The organism is Enterobacter sp. ECC_219_Taxon_10, from assembly GCF_058354905.1.
This window is the reverse complement of the sequence record NZ_CM178005.1, coordinates 3,736,805-3,754,093: the sequence shown is the minus strand read 5'-3', so window position 1 is coordinate 3,754,093 and position 17,289 is coordinate 3,736,805. Positions and strand designations below refer to the sequence as shown.

The following is a 17,289-nucleotide window of genomic DNA, read 5'->3' as shown; positions in this document are numbered from 1 at the left end:
ATCGCCCGGCGGCGCTACGCTTGCACGGGCCTACAGGTATGCAGGCCGGGTGAGGCGGAGCCGCCACCCGGCGATTGACTATCGCTCCCTCAGCGCCTCTTTTGCCCGATTAAACGGCTTGATCAGATAATCCAGCACCGTTTTCTCCCCGGTCTTAATGTCCACCGTCGCAATCATCCCCGGCACGATTGAGAAGTGCCTGCCCGCCTTATTCACCAGGTAATCCTGGCTGGTGCGGATAAATACGCGGTAATAGAACACCTCCGGCTTGGCCTCGTCCTGGATGGTGTCCGGCGAAATGGTCTCCACCACCCCGTGCAGCCCGCCGTAGATGGCGTAATCGTAGGCGGTGATCTTCACCAGCGCCTCCTGGTTCGGGTGGATAAAGGCGATATCGCGCGGCGAGAGCCGGGTTTCAATCAGCAGGTGATCGTCTACCGGCACAATCTCCATCAGCTCGCCGTTGGGCGGGATCACCCCGCCGATGGTGGTGACTTTAATGTTTTTCACGATCCCGCGCACCGGGGATTTTACCGTCAGGCGGGTGACGGAATCCTCGCGGCCTTTCAGGATCGCCGAGACCATATCCACCTCCGCGTTGGCCTTGGATAACGCCTCGCGCGCCTGAACGTAATACTGGGAACGCACGTCGGTGAGCTTCAGCTCCAGGTCGCTTTTCTGCCGCTGCAGGCGCAGCACTTCCACGTGGCTGGCGGCACCGGTTTTTACCAGCCGCTGGGTGATCGCCAGCTCTTTGTTTGCGAGATCTAATGCTGAACGCAGTTCACGCTGCGTGTCCTCCAGCTGCGCGCGGCGCGAGTTGTAGAGCCGCGTTTCGGCGGCGGTCAGTTCGGTCCATTTCTCCAGCGAAGGCGGGAACTTCAGCGGCAGATCGTTTACCTCGGCGTACAGACGGGCGCTGGAGGCCAGCGACGCACGGTAGCGCGCAGCGCTTTCGCCGACGTTCGATTCGGAACGCGTCGGATCCAGCCGCGCCAGCACCTGTCCGGCCTGCACCTGATCGCCCTCGTGAACGTTCAGCTCGGTGAGGATCCCCCCATCCAGCGACTGCAACACCTGCTCGCGCGAGCTGGGGATCACTTTTCCGGTTCCCGTTGAGACTTCATCCAGCATCCCAAACCACGCCCAGACGCCCAGCGCCACAAACATCAGCAGCGAGAAGATCACGATCCGCCGCGCGCCGGAATAGCCGCTTTCGGAGTCGAGCGCATTATCCAGATCGTCCATCGCGGCCACGTCACGCTGACTGATTTTCATTTTTCCACTCCCGTCCGGTTGCTGCCTGCTGCTGTTGCTGCATGCGGCTGTTATTCAGCGCCTGTGCCTTTGGCGCGTCCATGACCAGCATCCCATCTTTCAGCACGACCACGCGCTCCACCAGCTCCAGCACCGGCACGCGGTGGGTGGCGACGACCAGCGTCCGGTTGCCGAGCCATGCTCCCAGGCGCTGGATAAATTCCCGCTCGGTGTGCTCATCAAGGGAGGCGGTCGGCTCGTCCATCAGCACGATATTCGGATCGCGCAGCAGCATCCGCGCCAGCAGAATCGACTGCCGCTGCCCGCCGGACAGCCCCACGCCGTTCTCCATAATCGGGTAGTCCAGCCCCTTCGGCAGCTTCAGCACAAAGCTGGCCGCACCGCACATCTCCAGCACCTCGAAAATCTCTTCGTCGGTGGCGCGCGGCATGCCGAGGGTGATGTTCTCGCGCAGGGTGCCGTAAAACAGCCGCGCGTTCTGGGTCATAAAGCCGACGTTGCGCCGCACGTCCGCCACGTCGAGATGCGGCAGGCTGAGGTTGTCGAGCCGCAGTTCGCCGCCCGCCAGATCCATTCCGCCCGCCATCGCCTGCAGCAGGGTGGATTTGCCCGCGCCGTTGCGCCCGAGGATCGCGACTTTCTCGCCCGGCCTGATCTCCAGGCGGTTAATGCGCAGCGCCATGCGCGGATCTTCCGGGTGGTAGCGGAACTGCGCCTGCTCGAAGAGATAGTGTCCGCGCAGCACGTCCTGGCGGATCGGCGTCTCTTCGCGCTGGTTCTCGGTCGGCAGCTGCATAATGCTGTCCAGCCCCTCTTTGGCGGCCTTTACCTGCTGCCAGCGGGCCAGTACCCCACACAGCGTCGCCATCGGCGCGATCATCCGCGAGGCCAGCATTGAGGCGGCCACCACCGAACCGGTGGTTAAGGTGCCGTCGATCACCATCGGCGCGCCGACTACGATCACGGCGGCGTAGACCAGGCTCTGGACGGTCATTCCCCAGCTGATCAGGTTCTGCGTCAGCTCGCGGGTGCGCAGGCCGGATTCCGCGGTAATCTGGATATAGCTGTTCCACTGCTGCAAAAAGCGGTTCTCCGCCTGCATCAGCTTGATGTCCTCCAGCCCCTGCACGCTCTCCACCAGCACCGCGTTGCGCAGGGTCGATTCATGGGCCGACTGCTTCGCCAGCTCCGCCAGCTTCTTTTGCAGCAGCAGGCCGGGCAGGACCATGATCACAGCCGCCACCGGGGCGATCCACGCCAGCTGCGGCGCGATGATCGCCAGCACTACCACAAACAGGAAGAAGAAGGGCAGATCGACAATCGTCGAGATGGTGGAGGAGGTGACCATCTCGCGGATCTGCTCCAGCTCGCGCAGCTGGGAGATAAAGCTGCCGGTGGAGCGCGGAATGGCGCTGTGGCGCAGCCGCAGGGCGTGACCAAACACGCGATCCGAGACGCGCAGATCCGATCGCTTGCCCAGCAGATCCATAATGTGCCCGCGCGCGACGCGCAGTACAAAGCCAAACAGGGTGGCGATCAGCACTCCGATGGTCAGCACGTAGAGCGTCGGGTAGGACTGGGCGGGGATCACCCGGTCATACACCTGCATGGAAAAGACAATGCCGGAGAGGGAGAGCACGTTGATGAACAGCGCCGCCAGCATCACCCAGCTGTAGGGGCGCAGGTCGCGCATCACCAGCCGGTAGAGCCAGTCCGGGCGGTATTTTGAGATGTAGGCATCCACGCGGCTGTCCTTCAGCGCCGCCAGCGGACGCAGGGCGATAACGTGGCGGATGGCGGGTAACATCGCGCTCATCGACAGGCGGTTGGTGTACGTCTTGTCGTCGAAAAAGCTGACCTCAAGCGTGTCCTCACCGTCGAAATTCTCGATCACGCCGATTTTTCCGTCGCTCAGCGCCACCACCACCGGCAGACGCCAGCTGTTGATCGACTGCTGATCGGCCGTTAGCAGCTGGAACGTTAGCCCGGCTTCACGGGCAAGCTGAGTCAGCGCGGGCACCATCGGTTTGCCTTTCAGCCACGGTGCGCCTGCGATCAGCGCGCCGGGCGAACAGGCGACGCGGTAGCGCGTGGCAACAAAGCCAAACGCCTGCGCCCACTGCGCCAGCGCCTCATCCGTCATCGTTTCCCCCTGAGGGATGTCGCGTTGCTTCATGGCTGGATCTCCACGGTCTGGATGGTGCGGTTATCAAGATCGAACGCATGACGCAATTGCCCGGTGTTATAGAGGCAGTTGAGCTGCAGCTGGTGCAGCTGACCGAGGGTCTGCTGCTGGGTAAAGCGTGCCTGATAGACCTCCTGCTCGGCGTTAAGCACGTCCAGCAGGGGGCGCGAGCCGAGATCGAGATACTGTTGCTGATAGAGCTCGCGGGTGCGGGCGCTGAGTGCCTCCTGGCGGCCCTGAATTTGCAGCGTGCTTTGCAGGCTCATCACCTGACTGCGGGCCTCCAGCAGCTTCTGGCGCACATCGAGGCGCGTACGCTGAATGGTCGACTGCGCCGCCTCCACCGCGTGTCCGGCGGCATTACGTCGGGCGGTGAGCCCGCCGCCCTGATAGAGCGGCATCTGGACTTTCACCCAGGCGGAATACTGGGTGCGATCCCGCGTTTCGTTACCCGCGTAGCGATCGTTCAGGTAATGACGGACCTCCGGCTCCAGCGAGACGGTTGGCGTCATCTGCGCGTCGGCGTAGTCGAGGTTAGCCTGGGCGACGTTCGCCTGTGCCCAGGCGGCGAGGACCGCAGGCACCAGGCGATCGTCCGGCTCGACGATATCGCAGCTGCGGGCCAGTTTCTGTGGAAAATCATTGCTGATATCATTCAGGCTGTTCCAGCCGAGAAAGCTCATCAGCGTGGCGCGGGCGCTGTCGAGGCTGGCCTGATACTGCATCAGTTGGGCGCGTGCCCCTTCAATGCGCGCGTCGGTCTGCACCACGTCAGAGAGCGAGGTGGCCCCTTCGTCGTTACGCAGGCGGGTCAGCTTGCCGATTGAGGAGAGGGCGTCGAGCTGCTCTTTGGCGGTGTCGACCATCTGCTGCAGAGTTTGCACCTGCACCATGGCGATGGCGGTATCGTGAGCGATGGTGTCGATGCTGACCAGCACGTTGGCCTGCTGCTGGGCGACTCCGGCGTTTTCGGCCCGCACCTGGCTGGCCACTTTGCCGAAGTCGTAGAGCATTTGCGAAAGAGAGAGCACCAGCGACGGCGTAAAGCCGTTCTGATCGCCGTCGTGGGAATACCCGTTGTCCATGCCGGCGTTAATCTGCGGATAGTATTTCGATTTGGCGACGTCGACCTCTTCGTTCTGCTCGTAGAGTTTGCCCACGGCTTCAGCGATCGCCGGATGCCAGGTGACGGCGCGATTAACGGCTTCGCCAAGCTGTAGTGAACCGGGAGCGGCTTTGCCTGCCACCGGGGCGACGCGGCCATTCAGTGAGGGGAGTTCCTGCGTTTCGCGGAGTTGTCCGGTATTGATGGTTGCCGCCGGGTTTGCCGCGATGGCGGGTACAGATATCAGGCAGCACGAGAGCCACCAGTAAGGCATCTTTATTCCCATGTCTTGTCCCTAATAAAAAAGTACAGCTTTATTATTTATGCCCGGGCGCTGTGCGCGCCCGGGTCATCTCGTGCAGGTGCTATCAGGTAATGATGTGTTGCTGGTTCACAAGCTCTTCATACGTGGTCTGCACGTTATCAAGCGTAACGAGTGCAGTATTAGTGTAGGTGCTCCCTGCGCCGTCACGGTCGATGGAGATCACAGTGTTGCTACCGCTTTGCGTGACATTGATATAACTCCCCAGCGAGGCGGTATTACCGTCCCAGCCCACCAGCAGGTCGCCAATGTCGATCTTGTCTCCCTGTGCCAGGGAGAAGTTCGTCCAGTGGTCGCCGCCGGCGCTGGTGATGTTGCCCCCCGTCGCGTTGCCCGCCGTGCTGTTCAGCACCTGATAAATCAGCGTGTCGCCGTAGGCCGTACCGCTAATCACATCGTTATGCTCCGAACTGATAAATTTCGGCGCCATATCGATGGTCAGCGACGCGGTGTCCGTGGTGCCGTTGGCATCGGTCAGGGTGTAGTTAAAGACCTCCTTCGTGGTAATGGTAGAGAGCGATATCCCCGGGTTGAGCGTATAGGTGTAACTGCCGTCTGCGGCAATCGCCAGCGTGCCGTAGTGACCCGTGATGCTCGACAGCGTGGTGCCGGTGTAGGGATCCAGCGTAGTGGTAACGCCGTCGTAGCCGGTAATGCTCACGCGGGTATCCACCGAGTGCAGCTGGTCCATCGTCCCTGCGGAACCGGTGCCGTCGAAAATGTTGCCGTCAACGGTGTGGGGGCCCGTGGCGTCGAACTGCGACAGCGAGTAGCTGGTGCCGGTGACGCTTGGGGTGATGGTGATATTTCCTACTCCCAGCGGCCCCATTCTGCCGGTATAGCTCAGGGTGTAGGTCCCCGCCTCCAGGTCGAGACCCGTCAGGTTGACCGTTGCCGTGCCGCCCAGCAGCAGCCCGCCGTTGAACGAGCCGGTTCTGACGGTGGTGGCGCCGTTGGTCAGCGTCCAGTCAACCGTCAACCCTGTCAGCGTCAGCAACGAGGCGACGTTAAACGACAGCACCACGTTGTGCAGCGCAGTATTGGCATCCACCACGAAGGTGCCGGATCCGGAACCCTGGGTTGAAGCGAGCAGCGCGGCGTTCCAGCTCGCCGACCCGACGGTTGTATCCGAGTACGCGGCGGTGTGGTGTACCGACGTCACGTCCATCGCGGTGCTAACATCATTCACCGCATCCATCGGCTGCGCGGTTGGGGTGATGTTGAGCGAAGCCGTGTCTTTCGTGCCGTCCGGCGCGGTAATGGTGTAGACGAAGGTATCCGGGGTGCTGATGTGGTCAACGCCGACGCCGCTATTCAGGGTGTAGGTGTACTCCCCGGCCGCGTTGATGCTCAGCGTACCGTACTCGCCGGTAATGTTCGTCAGACCGCTGCTGTTCACCGCTACGCCGTTAACCTCCGTCACCAGCGTGCCGACTGGCGCAATATCATCCGACAGAACGTCCCCGGTAGTGCTCGCGCTGACGCTCGCCACGCTGTAGACATGATCCTGCAGCACGTCCAGCGTGTAGGCCGTCAGGGCGGTGATCCCCGCAGCCGTATTCAGCAGGAACAGGTACTCACCGGCCGGCAGCTGCAGCGTCAGCTGAGGCGAGGTGCCGCCCAGTAGCGGCGCGCGCAGCCAGCCTGGTTCAATGCGCATCTGCTCGAAGGTCTGCGTCGCGTTGTTGAACTTGTAGATGTACAGGTCGAACACCGATGCCAGGGCCACGCCGCCAACGGAAGCCTGGATGGTCATGGTGCGGGTAGTGCCTTCCTCCACGTTATAGATGATGGGGTTGGTCATATCGTCCAGCAGGTTCAGCCCCAGCGTGTTGCCGAGATTGATCCCCACCAGGGTAAAGCCGCCCTGGGACGACGTACCGTTGTCAATCGCGTTGACGGTGGTATCGAAGGTCAGCGAGTTCGTATCGTCAACCGCGACAATACCGCTGGTGGCGGTACCGCTGCCCAGCGATAGCACCAGATTCGCCGACGCGCTGACGCCGTTATGGGTGATGGTGTAGCTGAAGCTCTCCGTCCGGCCAATCACCGATGCGCTGGTGTTGGTCAGATCGTAGGTGTAACTGCCGTCGCGGTTAATGGTCAGCGTACCGTACTGACCCTGGATCACCGTGCCGTCGGCAGTGACACTGGTGGTGACACCCTGGGCGTTAGTGACGGCCGTGACCGTTGCCCCTGCCGGAGCGTTGTCGCTGCCTGCGGTTGGGTCAACGTCGGTGATCACGTTACCGCCGAGGCTGGTGTCGCCCGTAACGGTGCCCGGCCCGGTCTCTTTCACCGCCACGTCGAGGCTGGTGTAGGAGCCGGTTGCCAGCAGGTTGGTGTTATAGCTCAGCACGCGGTAGTTGCCGTCCGCCAGCCCGGTCAGGTTCAGCGAAACGCCTGTGGCCCCCAGGGTCAGCAGGTCGGCAAACTGCGGCTGTCCGGTATCGACTACGGTAGTCCAGGTGTTGTTAACGGTGTCAAAGCGCTGTACCACCAGCTCAAGGGTGTTGAGCAGAGAGAGCACGGCCCCCGTGGCGTTGGCGTTCACGACGATGTCCGCGCTGCCGCCGCTGCCCACGGTGAAGTTCACCTGAGCGGAGTCATTACCGAGCAGCGTCAGGACGTTGCCCACGGCACCAACCAGCAGGAAGCCGTAGTCGCTGTACTGGCTGTTGGTTACGGTGGCCGTGGTGCTGAGCTCCAGCTCTTCGACGTTATTGCTGGCAGAGAGTGGCACCACCGGCGCGAGCGCCGAGCCGGGCTGCGAGACGTTGCCCGCCGCGTCGGTGGCGGTGATTTGCAGCGTCTGGCCTTCTGTCTGCTTGTTAACGAAGGTGTAGCTGTAGGTGCCGTTGCTGCCCGCTGTGGTCGTTACCGTTGAACCGTCCGGGAGACGGATCGTGACGGTACTGCCTGCTTCAGCATTCCCGGTTAATACGCTACCGTCGGCGTTAAAGGTCCCTGTCGGGGCCGTTGGGGCGGTAAGATCGACGATCACCGTCGTCACGGCCGATGCCGGGCTGGTATTGCCTGCGGCATCGGTGGCCGTGGCGGTGAAGTTATGGGTGCCTTGCGTCAGCGTGGTGGTTTCTGGCAGCGTCCAGTTGCCGTTGGCATCGGCGGTGACGGTGCCCACCAGCGTGATGCCATCGTAGATCCGTACCGTCGCGTTCGCTTCGGCGGTCCCGCTCAGCGTTGGGCGCGTATCGTTGGTCGGAGTGGTGCCGGTTACCGGTCCGATGACGCTGCCCACATCATCAACTACCGAGCTAATGACCGGCGCGGTCGGAGCAAGGGTATCAACGTTAATGGTATACCCGGCGGTTGGCGCGCTGGCGTTGCCTGCGGCATCGGTGGTGGTAAAGGTCAAATTGTGCGAGCCGTTGCCCAGCGCCGGGGAAGGCGTAAAGCTCCATGCCCCGCCGGTGGCCGTTACGCTGCCAATCTGCACGCCGTTATCGAAAATTTTCACCGTAGAACCCGCTTCTGCCGTACCGCTGAGGGTTGGCTGCGCGTCGTTGGTTGTTCCACCGTCTGCTATCGGCGTTGCCGCATTGCCGACATCATCGAGGATGCTGGTGAGCACCGGCAGCGCTGGCGGCGTGGTATCAATCGTCAGGCTGAAGCTGGCTGACGACGCGCTGGTGTTGCCTGCGGCATCCGTGGCCTGCGCGGTGAAGCTGTGCGCACCCTCTGTCAGCGTGGTATTGAGTAAGATACTCCAGCTGCCGCTGCCGTCTGCGATGCCCGTTCCGACCAGCGTGGTTCCCTCATAGATATTCACGGTGGCAAACGGTTCGCTGGTGCCAACCAGCCGCGGTACGGTGTCGTCGGTCGTCTGCCCGGATGTGATTGGACCGGTAATGGTCCCCACATCGTCTATCGCCTGGCTGATAACCGGCGCGGTGGGTGCCGTGGTATCGACAACCAGCGTAAAGCCCGGCGAGGCGGGGCTGACGTTCCCGGCGGCATCGGTCACCGTGGCGGTCCAGGTGTGGCTACCAGCGGCCAGCGGTGCGGACGGCGTAAAGCTCCATGCGCCGGTACCGTCTGCCAGTGCGGTGCCGACTGGCTGACCGTTTTCATAGACAGTGACCGTGGCGTTGGCCGTCGCGGTGCCGCTCAGCGTTGGCGTGGTGTCGTCGGTGCTCTGCCCGGAAGTAAGCGGGGTTTGAATACTGCCCACGTTATCTGCCGCGGCTGAAATGACCGGCGCAGACGGCACGCCCGTATCCACCGTCAGGTTAAACGGTGCCGTTGCCGTACCCGCGTTGCCCGCCGCGTCGGTGGCATTGAAGGTGATGGCATGCGGTCCGTCGGGCAGATCGGTACCCGGTGTGAAGGTCCAGTTGCCCTGGGCGTTGACCACGGCGGTGCCAATTTCGTTGCCATCAACAATCACGTGCACTGTAGAACCTACGTCGGCCGTGCCGTTGAAGGTCGGACGCGCGTCGTTGGTGCTGTTACCCGACGTGAGCGTCCCCGTGGTCGGTGCGACATCGTCAATCACGCTGGTTACCAGCGGCACGCCGGGGCCTGCGGTATCGACGGTGAAGGCGAAGACCGACGAGTTAGCCGAGGCGTTGCCCGCGGCATCCGTTGCGTACGCGCGCAGGGAGTAGCTGCCGTCGTCCAGCGGCGTGGTGGGGGTGAAGGACCAGTTACCGGTTCCGTCGACGGTCGCCGTACCAATCTGCGTACCGTTATTCAGGATGTGGATAGTGCTGCCTGCCTGTCCGGTGCCGCTAATCGTTGGGGTGTTGTCGTTGGTTGCCTGCCCGCTGGTGAGGTTGCCCGTGACGCCGCCAGGGACGTTATCACTCACCGTATCCAGCGTTGGAACCGTTGGTGCCGTGAGGTCAACCACCACGCTCCATGGGGCTGAGACTTCGCTGACGTTGCCCTGCGGGTCGGTCGCCAGGACGGTGAAGCTGTGCGAGCCTTCGATGAGTGCGGTCTCTGGCGTAAAGCTCCACGCGCCGGTGCCATCCGCCGTAACCACGCCAATCTGGGTAGCGCCATCGAAAATGGTCACCACGCTGTTCGCGTCCGCGGTCCCTGTAAGAGTTGGCGTGGCGTCGTTCGTTTCGCTGCCGCTGGCTACCGGGGTGGCGGTATTGCCCACATTATCCGTTACGCTGGTGATGACCGGCGTAGTGGAAAGGGTATCCACCACGAGGGTGAAGTCCGCCGAAGGACCGCTCTGATTTCCCGCCGGATCGGTCTCGCGGATGGTCAGAACATTACTGCCTTCTGGCAGAGCGGGCGTGGTGTAGCTCCAGGTGCCGGTATTACCGACCACCACGCTGTCCAGCAGCACGCCGTTGTTGTAGATGGAGATGGTATCACCCACCGCGCCGGTGCCGGTGAGGGTCGGCTGGCTGTCGTTGGTGGTCTGGCCGCTGGTCAGCGGACCGGTGACAGGACCCACGTCGTCAATGACCGAGCCAATGGTTGGTGTACCCGGGGCGGTAAGATCGATGGTCACGCTGGCCGCCGGAGAGCGGCCGCTGGTGGCACCGTTGAGGGTCGCGGTCACCTCGAAGGTATGCAGCCCTTCACCAAGCGCGGCTGGCGTATAGCTCCAGTTGCCGCTGCCGTCGGCGGTCACCGTTGTCAATGGCGTCGTGCTACCGTCCTGATAGATAGTAATCACGCTGCCCGCTTCGGCCGTACCGGTAAGCGTTGGCGTGGTGTCGTTGGTGGTTTTGCCTTTCACATCGCCGGTGACCGGGTCCGCGTCATCGACGATTGCCGTGATGACGGGCACCTGCGGCAGCTCAAGCGGCGAGTCGGTGACGATAAAAGGCACATCGGCGCTTGGATTGCCTGCGGCGTCCGTGGCGGTCACGGTCAGCGTGGTTGGATCCAGCTGCGCCGGGCTCAGCGCAATGGAGAAGCTGCCGTCGCTGCCGACAACTCCGGTACCAATGATCGTGCCACCGCTGTCCTTAACGGTAATGGTACTTCCCTCTTCGCCGGTACCGGTCAGCGGTGTGCCTGTCTCAGGCAGACTCATGTTGCCCGGATTGGCCGGAGCGACGGTATCGACCGTCACGCTCAGCGGCGCTGAACTGCCTGAGAGGTTACCCGCCGGATCGCTGGAAGCGACAGTGAAGACGTATGTATCATCCGCCAGCGTCGCGTCTGCAGTCCAGCTCCAGGTGCCATCCGGCTGCACGGTGACCGGCACGGCAGATGGCGCGCCGTCTACGGAGACGATAACGGTAGCGCCTGGTTCACCGGTGCCGGTAAGGGTCGGCGTGCCGTCGTTCGTATAAAGCACGTTGTTGGACAGCAGGCTGTTATCGACGGCGCTAATGACGGGGATCTCAGGCGCAACGGTATCGAGCGTGACGCTAATGACCGGGCTCGGCGCGCTGACGTTACCCGCCGCGTCTACGCCCGCAACGGTGATGTTCAGCAGGCCATCCGCTTGTGTTGGCAGCACAAAGCTCCATTCTCCGTTAACGACATCGACACGGCCCAACTCAACGCCATTGTTGTAGACGATGACCGTGTCGCCAGTCGTGCCGGTTCCTCCGACGGTTGGCGTCGCATCGGTGATTAAGCCTCCATTCGGCTGGCCCCCGACGGCGTCAAATACCGGGACATCCGGTGCTACGGTATCCACGGTAATCGTAATCGCCGGCGAAGCGTCAGAGACGTTGCCCGCCTCATCGGTGGCGGTGGCGGTGTAGACGTGGGTACCTTCCCCAATATTACTGTCAGGACGCCAGCTCCAGTTGCCGTTGCTGTCTACCGTGACGGTGCCCACGACGGTCGGAGTGCCGTTGACGGTGTCAGTAATGTTAATAACATCGTTCGCCGTACCGGTGCCGCTGAGGACCGGGCGCGGATCGTTGGTGGTTCCACCATCGGGAACGGGGCCGGTTATCTGGCTGACGCTGTCGGTAATCACCGGTGCTGCAGGTGCGACTGGCGCATCGGTGTCAATGGTGATGGTGACCGGCTGGGACGGGGCGCTTTCGTTGCCCGTGCCGTCCATGTTGGTGACGGTCAGGGTAATGTCATAGGTGCCGTTAGGCAGCGGGGTGGCTGGCGTCCAGGTCCAGTTGCCGTTGCCGTCCACGAGCACGTCATCAAGCTTGACGCCACCGTTGTAGATCGTCACGGTATCGCCCGGATTGCCGGAACCGCTCAGGGTCGGCGTGGTGTCGCGGGTGGTTTCTCCCGGGTTCAGCGGCGTTTCTGTGCCGTCAGGATTGACGGTGATTGCCGGGATATCCGGCGTGGCAGGCGCGACGGTATCCACCGTCAGTTCAAACGGCGTTGAGATGGTGGTATTGCCCGCGGCATCCGTGGCATGCACCGTCAGCGTGTGCGGGCCGTCGGTAAGCGGGATAACGGGGGTAAAGCTCCAGCCGCCGCTGCCGTCGAGGGTCGCGGTGCCGAGCAGGGTGGTGCCGTCATAGACGGTGATTACCGTATCTGCCGGCGCGGTGCCCTGCAGCTGCGGCTGGGTGTCGTCGGTGGTGTCGCCGCTGGTGAGCGGCCCGTTAACACCGCCGACGTCATCGGTAACGGTGGCGATAGTAGCCGCCGCTGGCGGCGTGGTATCGACGGTCAGGGTAAAGCCGCCTGACGCCGGGCTGGTATTACCCGCTCCGTCGGTGGTGACGGCGGTAAAGGTATACGTGCCGTTGCCAAGCGGCGTGGCGGGGGTAAAGGACCACGTGCCATTGCTGTCGACCGGGACCGTGATGAGATCGACGCCGTCCTGGCGAATGGTGACGGTTGAGCCCGGCTCAGCGGTGCCGTTGATGGTCGGCGTGGTGTCGTTGGTGCTGTCGCCAGGATTGAGCGCGCCGAGGCGCTCTGGCACATCATCCACTACCTGGGTAATGACCGGCGCATCCGGGGCCACGCTGTCAATGGTGATGCCCCAGCTGTTGGAAACGTCGCTAATGTTGCCTGCCGCGTCGGTCGCGACGGCGGTCAGGGTATGGGGACCCTCGGCGATGGGGATGTCCGGAGTAAAGTTCCACGCGCCGAGGCCATCGGCGACGGTCGTACCAATATCAACCCCGTCCACGCGAATGGTCACCGTGGCATTTGCTGCGGCGGTACCGCTGAGCGTCGGGGTTGAATCGTTGGTGGTCTCATTGAGGTCGAGCGAGCCGGTACGTTCGGGAACATCGTCAACCACCTGCGTAATGACCGGGGCGGCTGGCGCAGTCCCGTCGACGATAATGGTCCACGCGTTCGATTGTCCGCTCGGGTTACCGGCGGCATCCGTCGCCGTTGCCGTCAGCACGTACGTACCATCGGCCAGCGGTGAGGGCGGCGTAAAGCTCCACAGGCCGGATGAGGGGACGGCCACCGTGCCGATGATATCGCTGCCGTTGAAAATCGTGATGGTCGAACCGGGTTCGCCCGTGCCGTTCAGGGTCGGCGCCCGGTCGTTGGTCAGCCCATTCTGCTCCACGGGTCCGGTTGTGTTCAGTACGTCGTCAATCACCGACACGATAACCGGCGCCTGCGGTGGGGTGATATCCGGCGCCGCTGCGGAGGTTGCTGGCCCCGTGTTGCCCGCAGCGTCGGTGGCGTCTGCGGTCAGGATTTCGCCGTTGAGCTTAGGCGGGGTCAGCGTCAGGCTAAAGTTGCCCTCGCTGTCGGCCACCGGGGTGCCAAGGATAGCGTCGCCTTCACGGATGGTTACCGTGCTGCCAGGTTCCGCGGTGCCGGTGATGGTGCCGCCATCATTCGAAACGACGAGGTCACCGGGGGCCAGCGGCGGCGTGGTGTCCACGGTGAAGATGATAGGCTCCGAGGCCGCACTCTGGTTTCCGGCTGCATCGGTTTCAACGACGGTTATCGAGTGCGTCCCGTCCGGGAGCGGGCCGCTCGGCGTGACGCTCCAGGTGCCGTTCGGCAGTACCGTCGTGGTTCCAATCGCCACACCGTTATCGTAGATAGTGATTGTTCCACCGGGCTCGCCCGTTCCCGCCAGGATCGGCTTTGAAGCGTCGGTAGGCGTGCCAGCGGTTATGGTTCCTCTGATCGCACCCGTGTCGTCGGTCAGCACAATCGCGGTTGGCGTGGTCGGCGGGGTAAAATCAACGGTGAGGGTAAATACCGGTGAGGCCGGTCCGAGGTTGCCGGCGGCGTCGGTTGCCCGCACGGTAATCTGGTGGGTGCTTTCAGTCAGGTCAGCTGACGGGGTAAATGTCCAGGTGCCGTTGCTGGCGACGAGCGCCGTACCAATCGCGACTCCGCCGTCATAGATGGTCACGGTGGAGCCCGCCTCCGCTGTGCCGCTGAGCTGCGGGCGTGGATCGTTGGTGCTGCCGCCGTTTGTGACCGACCCCGTTTGAGGATCAACATCGTCCGTCACGCTGCCGATGGTCGGGGCATCGGGTGCGGTGAGATCCGGCGCCGTAATCGTTGTGCCCTGGCTGGTATTCCCGGCCGCATCCGTCGCGGTGGCGGTCACCTGTTCGCCGTTGGTCAGCGGATTGCCGAGAGACACGGTAAAGTTGCCGTCACTGCCGGTTTGCCCGGTGCCAATGACGTTGCCGTTCGCGTCTTTCAGCGTGATAGTACTGCCGGGCTCGGCGGTACCGGTGACGCTTTTACCGTCCGACGAGAACTGAAGGCTGGATGGCGCGTTCGGCGGTGTTGTATCCGGGTTGGTTGGATCGACCGGCGAGCCGGGGGTAGGGCTGCTGTTACCTCCATCGTCGTCGTCTCCCCCTCCGCCACCGCCGGTGCTTGCCGCCGCTGCGATACCGCCAGCTGCAACAATGCCGCCCAGTGCCCATGGCCAGATGGCGGCTCCACCGGCATCGCTTCCGGATGCGGCCAGCAACGCGTCCGTAGAGGCGATGGATTCGTACGTAGCGGCTCCGGTTGGATCTTCAATCCACCATAGCGCACCGTCACTCTCCTGGAGCACCAGCTGGCTCACGCCTTGCGCGTCGGTGACGTAGAAGTTTTTAAGGGTGATCACTTCCCCTGAGTGCAGGGTCACCACCAGATCGTTACCACTTCGCGCGAAGTGGGAGACATCGGCTCGCTCTACATGAAGCTCAACGATAGAGGAATGGCTCAGCGTAACCTGTGTGCCTTCCGTAGTCGTTTCCACGCCAGTGAGTTTTGATATAACAGAGATTTGGCTCATTTAGGTATTACTCCAGCAGAGTTATCGTGAACGACGAGCAAGACGAGCCATCTCTGGAGAAGGTAAAGGGCGCCCCCGGCGGAGTTACTGTTTATTAAACAGCACTCACCGTCTTTTTTAGAGCGAACGATGCCCGCCAGGATTCAGAGTGGCAACATCAGAGCGAATGTAATTACTTATCAGACAGAATGTTTGCTATGCGTATTTTTGCCTTATAAAACCCTGTAATTAATAGAGGAATTGGTTTTGAGGATATAAAAATGATATAGCCAGAAAACGGTGAATGTGCAAATTAAGCTTTCGTAAATAAAGGGGTAAGTCGTAAAGAGGGCATTAATTTATTGATGGGGATTATGTATTTATTTTCTTATTGGCTTGTTTTTATTGATTTTTTTATTTTTAAATTGCGTATTTTATTTGTGCTCTAGATGTAATTAAATAATTGGTAGTGACGTTTTTGAATGTAATTAAAAATGTTATTATTTAAATCTGCTTAATTTGTGTTTAAGTTAGGGTAACATTTTTGATGTAGGATATATTATATTAATTAGAATTTAAAATATATTCTTATATGTTGTGGGGATTCTGCTACTGCGAGCGGAAATATAATAACCTGCTTTATTTTCAATGCGGTTCATTCATTTGCCTGATATGGATGTCGAAAAAATATGGCCACGGGGATGGGCAGTCGGACGTTTGCATTAATACTCTCTGTTCGAAGCAATAAAAAGGGCCGATAACGCGGCCCTGAGGTGAGTGTGTCGGTTATTCAGTGACTTTCTTTTCCAGCTCGCTGGCACCTTCTTTGGTTTTATTCCAGCCTTTCTCAGCGCCTTCTTTAGTGGCATCCCACCCTTTCTCGGTGCCTTCTTTGGTTTTATGCCAGGCTTTCTGGGAATCTTCGCTGACTTTGCTGCCAAAGCTTTCGCTCTTACCTTCCGCAGCATGCTGCTGTTTCAGCTTCAGCTCTTCACCTTTGTTCTGCTCTTCGTGCAGTTTTTGCTTCGCTTCGTTGGCGTTTGCGTTCGCCGCAGCGACGGTATCGTCAGTTGCATGTGTGGTCGCAGCAAAAACTGGGGAAGCCAGCAGAACGGCAGATAATGCGATAATTGTTTTTTTCATAATATCCTCATTTAACGTTATCGGTTATGAGCGTGATTCAGCATGGCACAGACGAAGCGGGGTGGCTTTAGGAAAAAACTGTAATGAGATCAAAGTATCTTGTGTCCGTTTTTACTTTTCCATGGGAGGAAGGCGGTATCGTTGATGTTTCTCAAAGGGCGGCGGCAGGGTAAGGAAAATCTGCATGACAGGGTCTGCGCCCTGTTAGCGATGAACAGTTTGCGTTGCGGCTGGCTGTCGCCACTGGCGGACGTGCTCGATCAGGGCTCTTAGCTTGGGCGCCATATTGTGACGCTGGGGGAAATAGAGATAAAAGCCTGGAAAAGAGGGAAGAAACGTATCCAGGAGGGCAACAAGCTGCCCCGATTCAATATACGGTATGAATGTATCCTCTGTGGCTAGGGTTATGCCGCCGCCGGCCAGTGCCAGGCTGAGCATGAGGCGCAGATCGTTTGTGGTGATCTGCGGTTCAATCGCTACATCGAAGGGAACGCCCGCCTCCACAAATTCCCAGCGATAGGGGGCAACGTCCGGTGCAGGGCGCCAGCCGATACACCGGTGAGTAACCAGCTCGCGGGGGTGCTCAGGTACGCCGTGAGCCGCCAGATAGGACGGGGAAGCCACCACCCTCTCACGCTGCTGGCCCGTAAGGGGAACGGCGATCATGTCTTTTTCAATAACTTCACCCAGCCTTACCCCGGCGTCATAGCCCGCCGCCACGATATCGAACTCCTCATCCGACACGAAGATATCAAGTGATACCGCAGGATGCGCAGCCGCAAACGACGCGAGCAGCGGGCCAGAGAGAAACGCTTCCGCAATTGAGGTGACCGCGATTCTGAGCTGGCCGCGGGGTGTGCTGTCCGACGCCACGTCTTCAAAGGCCGCTTCAATATTGGCGACGGGGCCCTGCAGCGATTTACGCAGCTGTTCACCTGCTTCAGTGAGGCTTACCGAGCGCGTGGTGCGCATCACCAGCAGGGTTTGAAAACCATCTTCAAGACGTCTAATCCCCTGACTGACAGCGGAGCGGGTTATGCCCAGCCGCACGGCGGCAGCGCTGAAGCTGCGCTCCTCGGCGACCGCCAGAAAAACGGGTAACAGATTGAGATCGATTTTCATTGTTT

6 protein-coding genes are annotated in these 17,289 nt (G+C 60.9%); all 6 read right to left on the bottom strand.

Annotation, left to right across the window (positions count from 1 at the left end; genetic code table 11):
• Positions 1-78: 78 nt before the first annotated feature.
• Positions 79-1,248: a beta-barrel domain-containing protein gene (locus AC4ICF_RS17725; RefSeq protein ID WP_116343831.1), complete on the bottom strand. Its 1,170-nt coding sequence runs from the start codon at positions 1,246-1,248 to the stop codon at positions 79-81.
• 10 nt (positions 1,249-1,258) lie between these two features.
• Positions 1,259-3,454 carry a type I secretion system permease/ATPase gene (locus AC4ICF_RS17720; protein ID WP_116343805.1) on the bottom strand — a complete coding sequence of 732 codons (2,196 nt, stop codon included), beginning with the start codon at positions 3,452-3,454 and terminating at the stop codon, positions 1,259-1,261.
• On the bottom strand, positions 3,451-4,854 hold the full coding sequence (locus tag AC4ICF_RS17715; RefSeq protein ID WP_316380178.1) for a TolC family outer membrane protein: 1,404 nt from the start codon (positions 4,852-4,854) through the stop codon (positions 3,451-3,453). Before AC4ICF_RS17715 ends, AC4ICF_RS17720 begins: the two co-directional genes overlap by 4 nt.
• An 82-nt stretch (positions 4,855-4,936) precedes the next feature.
• Positions 4,937-15,040, bottom strand: coding sequence for a BapA/Bap/LapF family large adhesin (locus AC4ICF_RS17710; RefSeq protein ID WP_439209993.1), 10,104 nt, complete (start codon positions 15,038-15,040; stop codon positions 4,937-4,939).
• Between the two features lie 765 nt (positions 15,041-15,805).
• A complete protein-coding gene (locus AC4ICF_RS17705) occupies positions 15,806-16,162 on the bottom strand; it encodes a hypothetical protein (RefSeq protein ID WP_028014145.1) in 357 nt (118 codons plus the stop codon).
• Positions 16,163-16,366: 204 nt separating this feature from the next.
• Positions 16,367-17,284 (bottom strand): LysR family transcriptional regulator, encoded by a 918-nt coding sequence (locus AC4ICF_RS17700; protein WP_316380180.1) that lies wholly within the window; start codon positions 17,282-17,284, stop codon positions 16,367-16,369.
• Positions 17,285-17,289 lie beyond the last annotated feature (5 nt).

Excerpts from the sequence above, each read along its gene's own strand:
- AC4ICF_RS17720 (WP_116343805.1), bottom strand. The coding sequence starts at position 3,454 with ATGAAGCAACGCGACATCCCTCAGGGGGAAACGATGACGGATGAGGCG.
- AC4ICF_RS17700 (WP_316380180.1), bottom strand. The coding sequence starts at position 17,284 with ATGAAAATCGATCTCAATCTGTTACCCGTTTTTCTGGCGGTCGCCGAG.
- AC4ICF_RS17705 (WP_028014145.1), bottom strand. The coding sequence starts at position 16,162 with ATGAAAAAAACAATTATCGCATTATCTGCCGTTCTGCTGGCTTCCCCA.
- AC4ICF_RS17715 (WP_316380178.1), bottom strand. The coding sequence starts at position 4,854 with ATGGGAATAAAGATGCCTTACTGGTGGCTCTCGTGCTGCCTGATATCT.
- AC4ICF_RS17725 (WP_116343831.1), bottom strand. The coding sequence starts at position 1,248 with ATGGACGATCTGGATAATGCGCTCGACTCCGAAAGCGGCTATTCCGGC.
- AC4ICF_RS17710 (WP_439209993.1), bottom strand. The coding sequence starts at position 15,040 with ATGAGCCAAATCTCTGTTATATCAAAACTCACTGGCGTGGAAACGACT.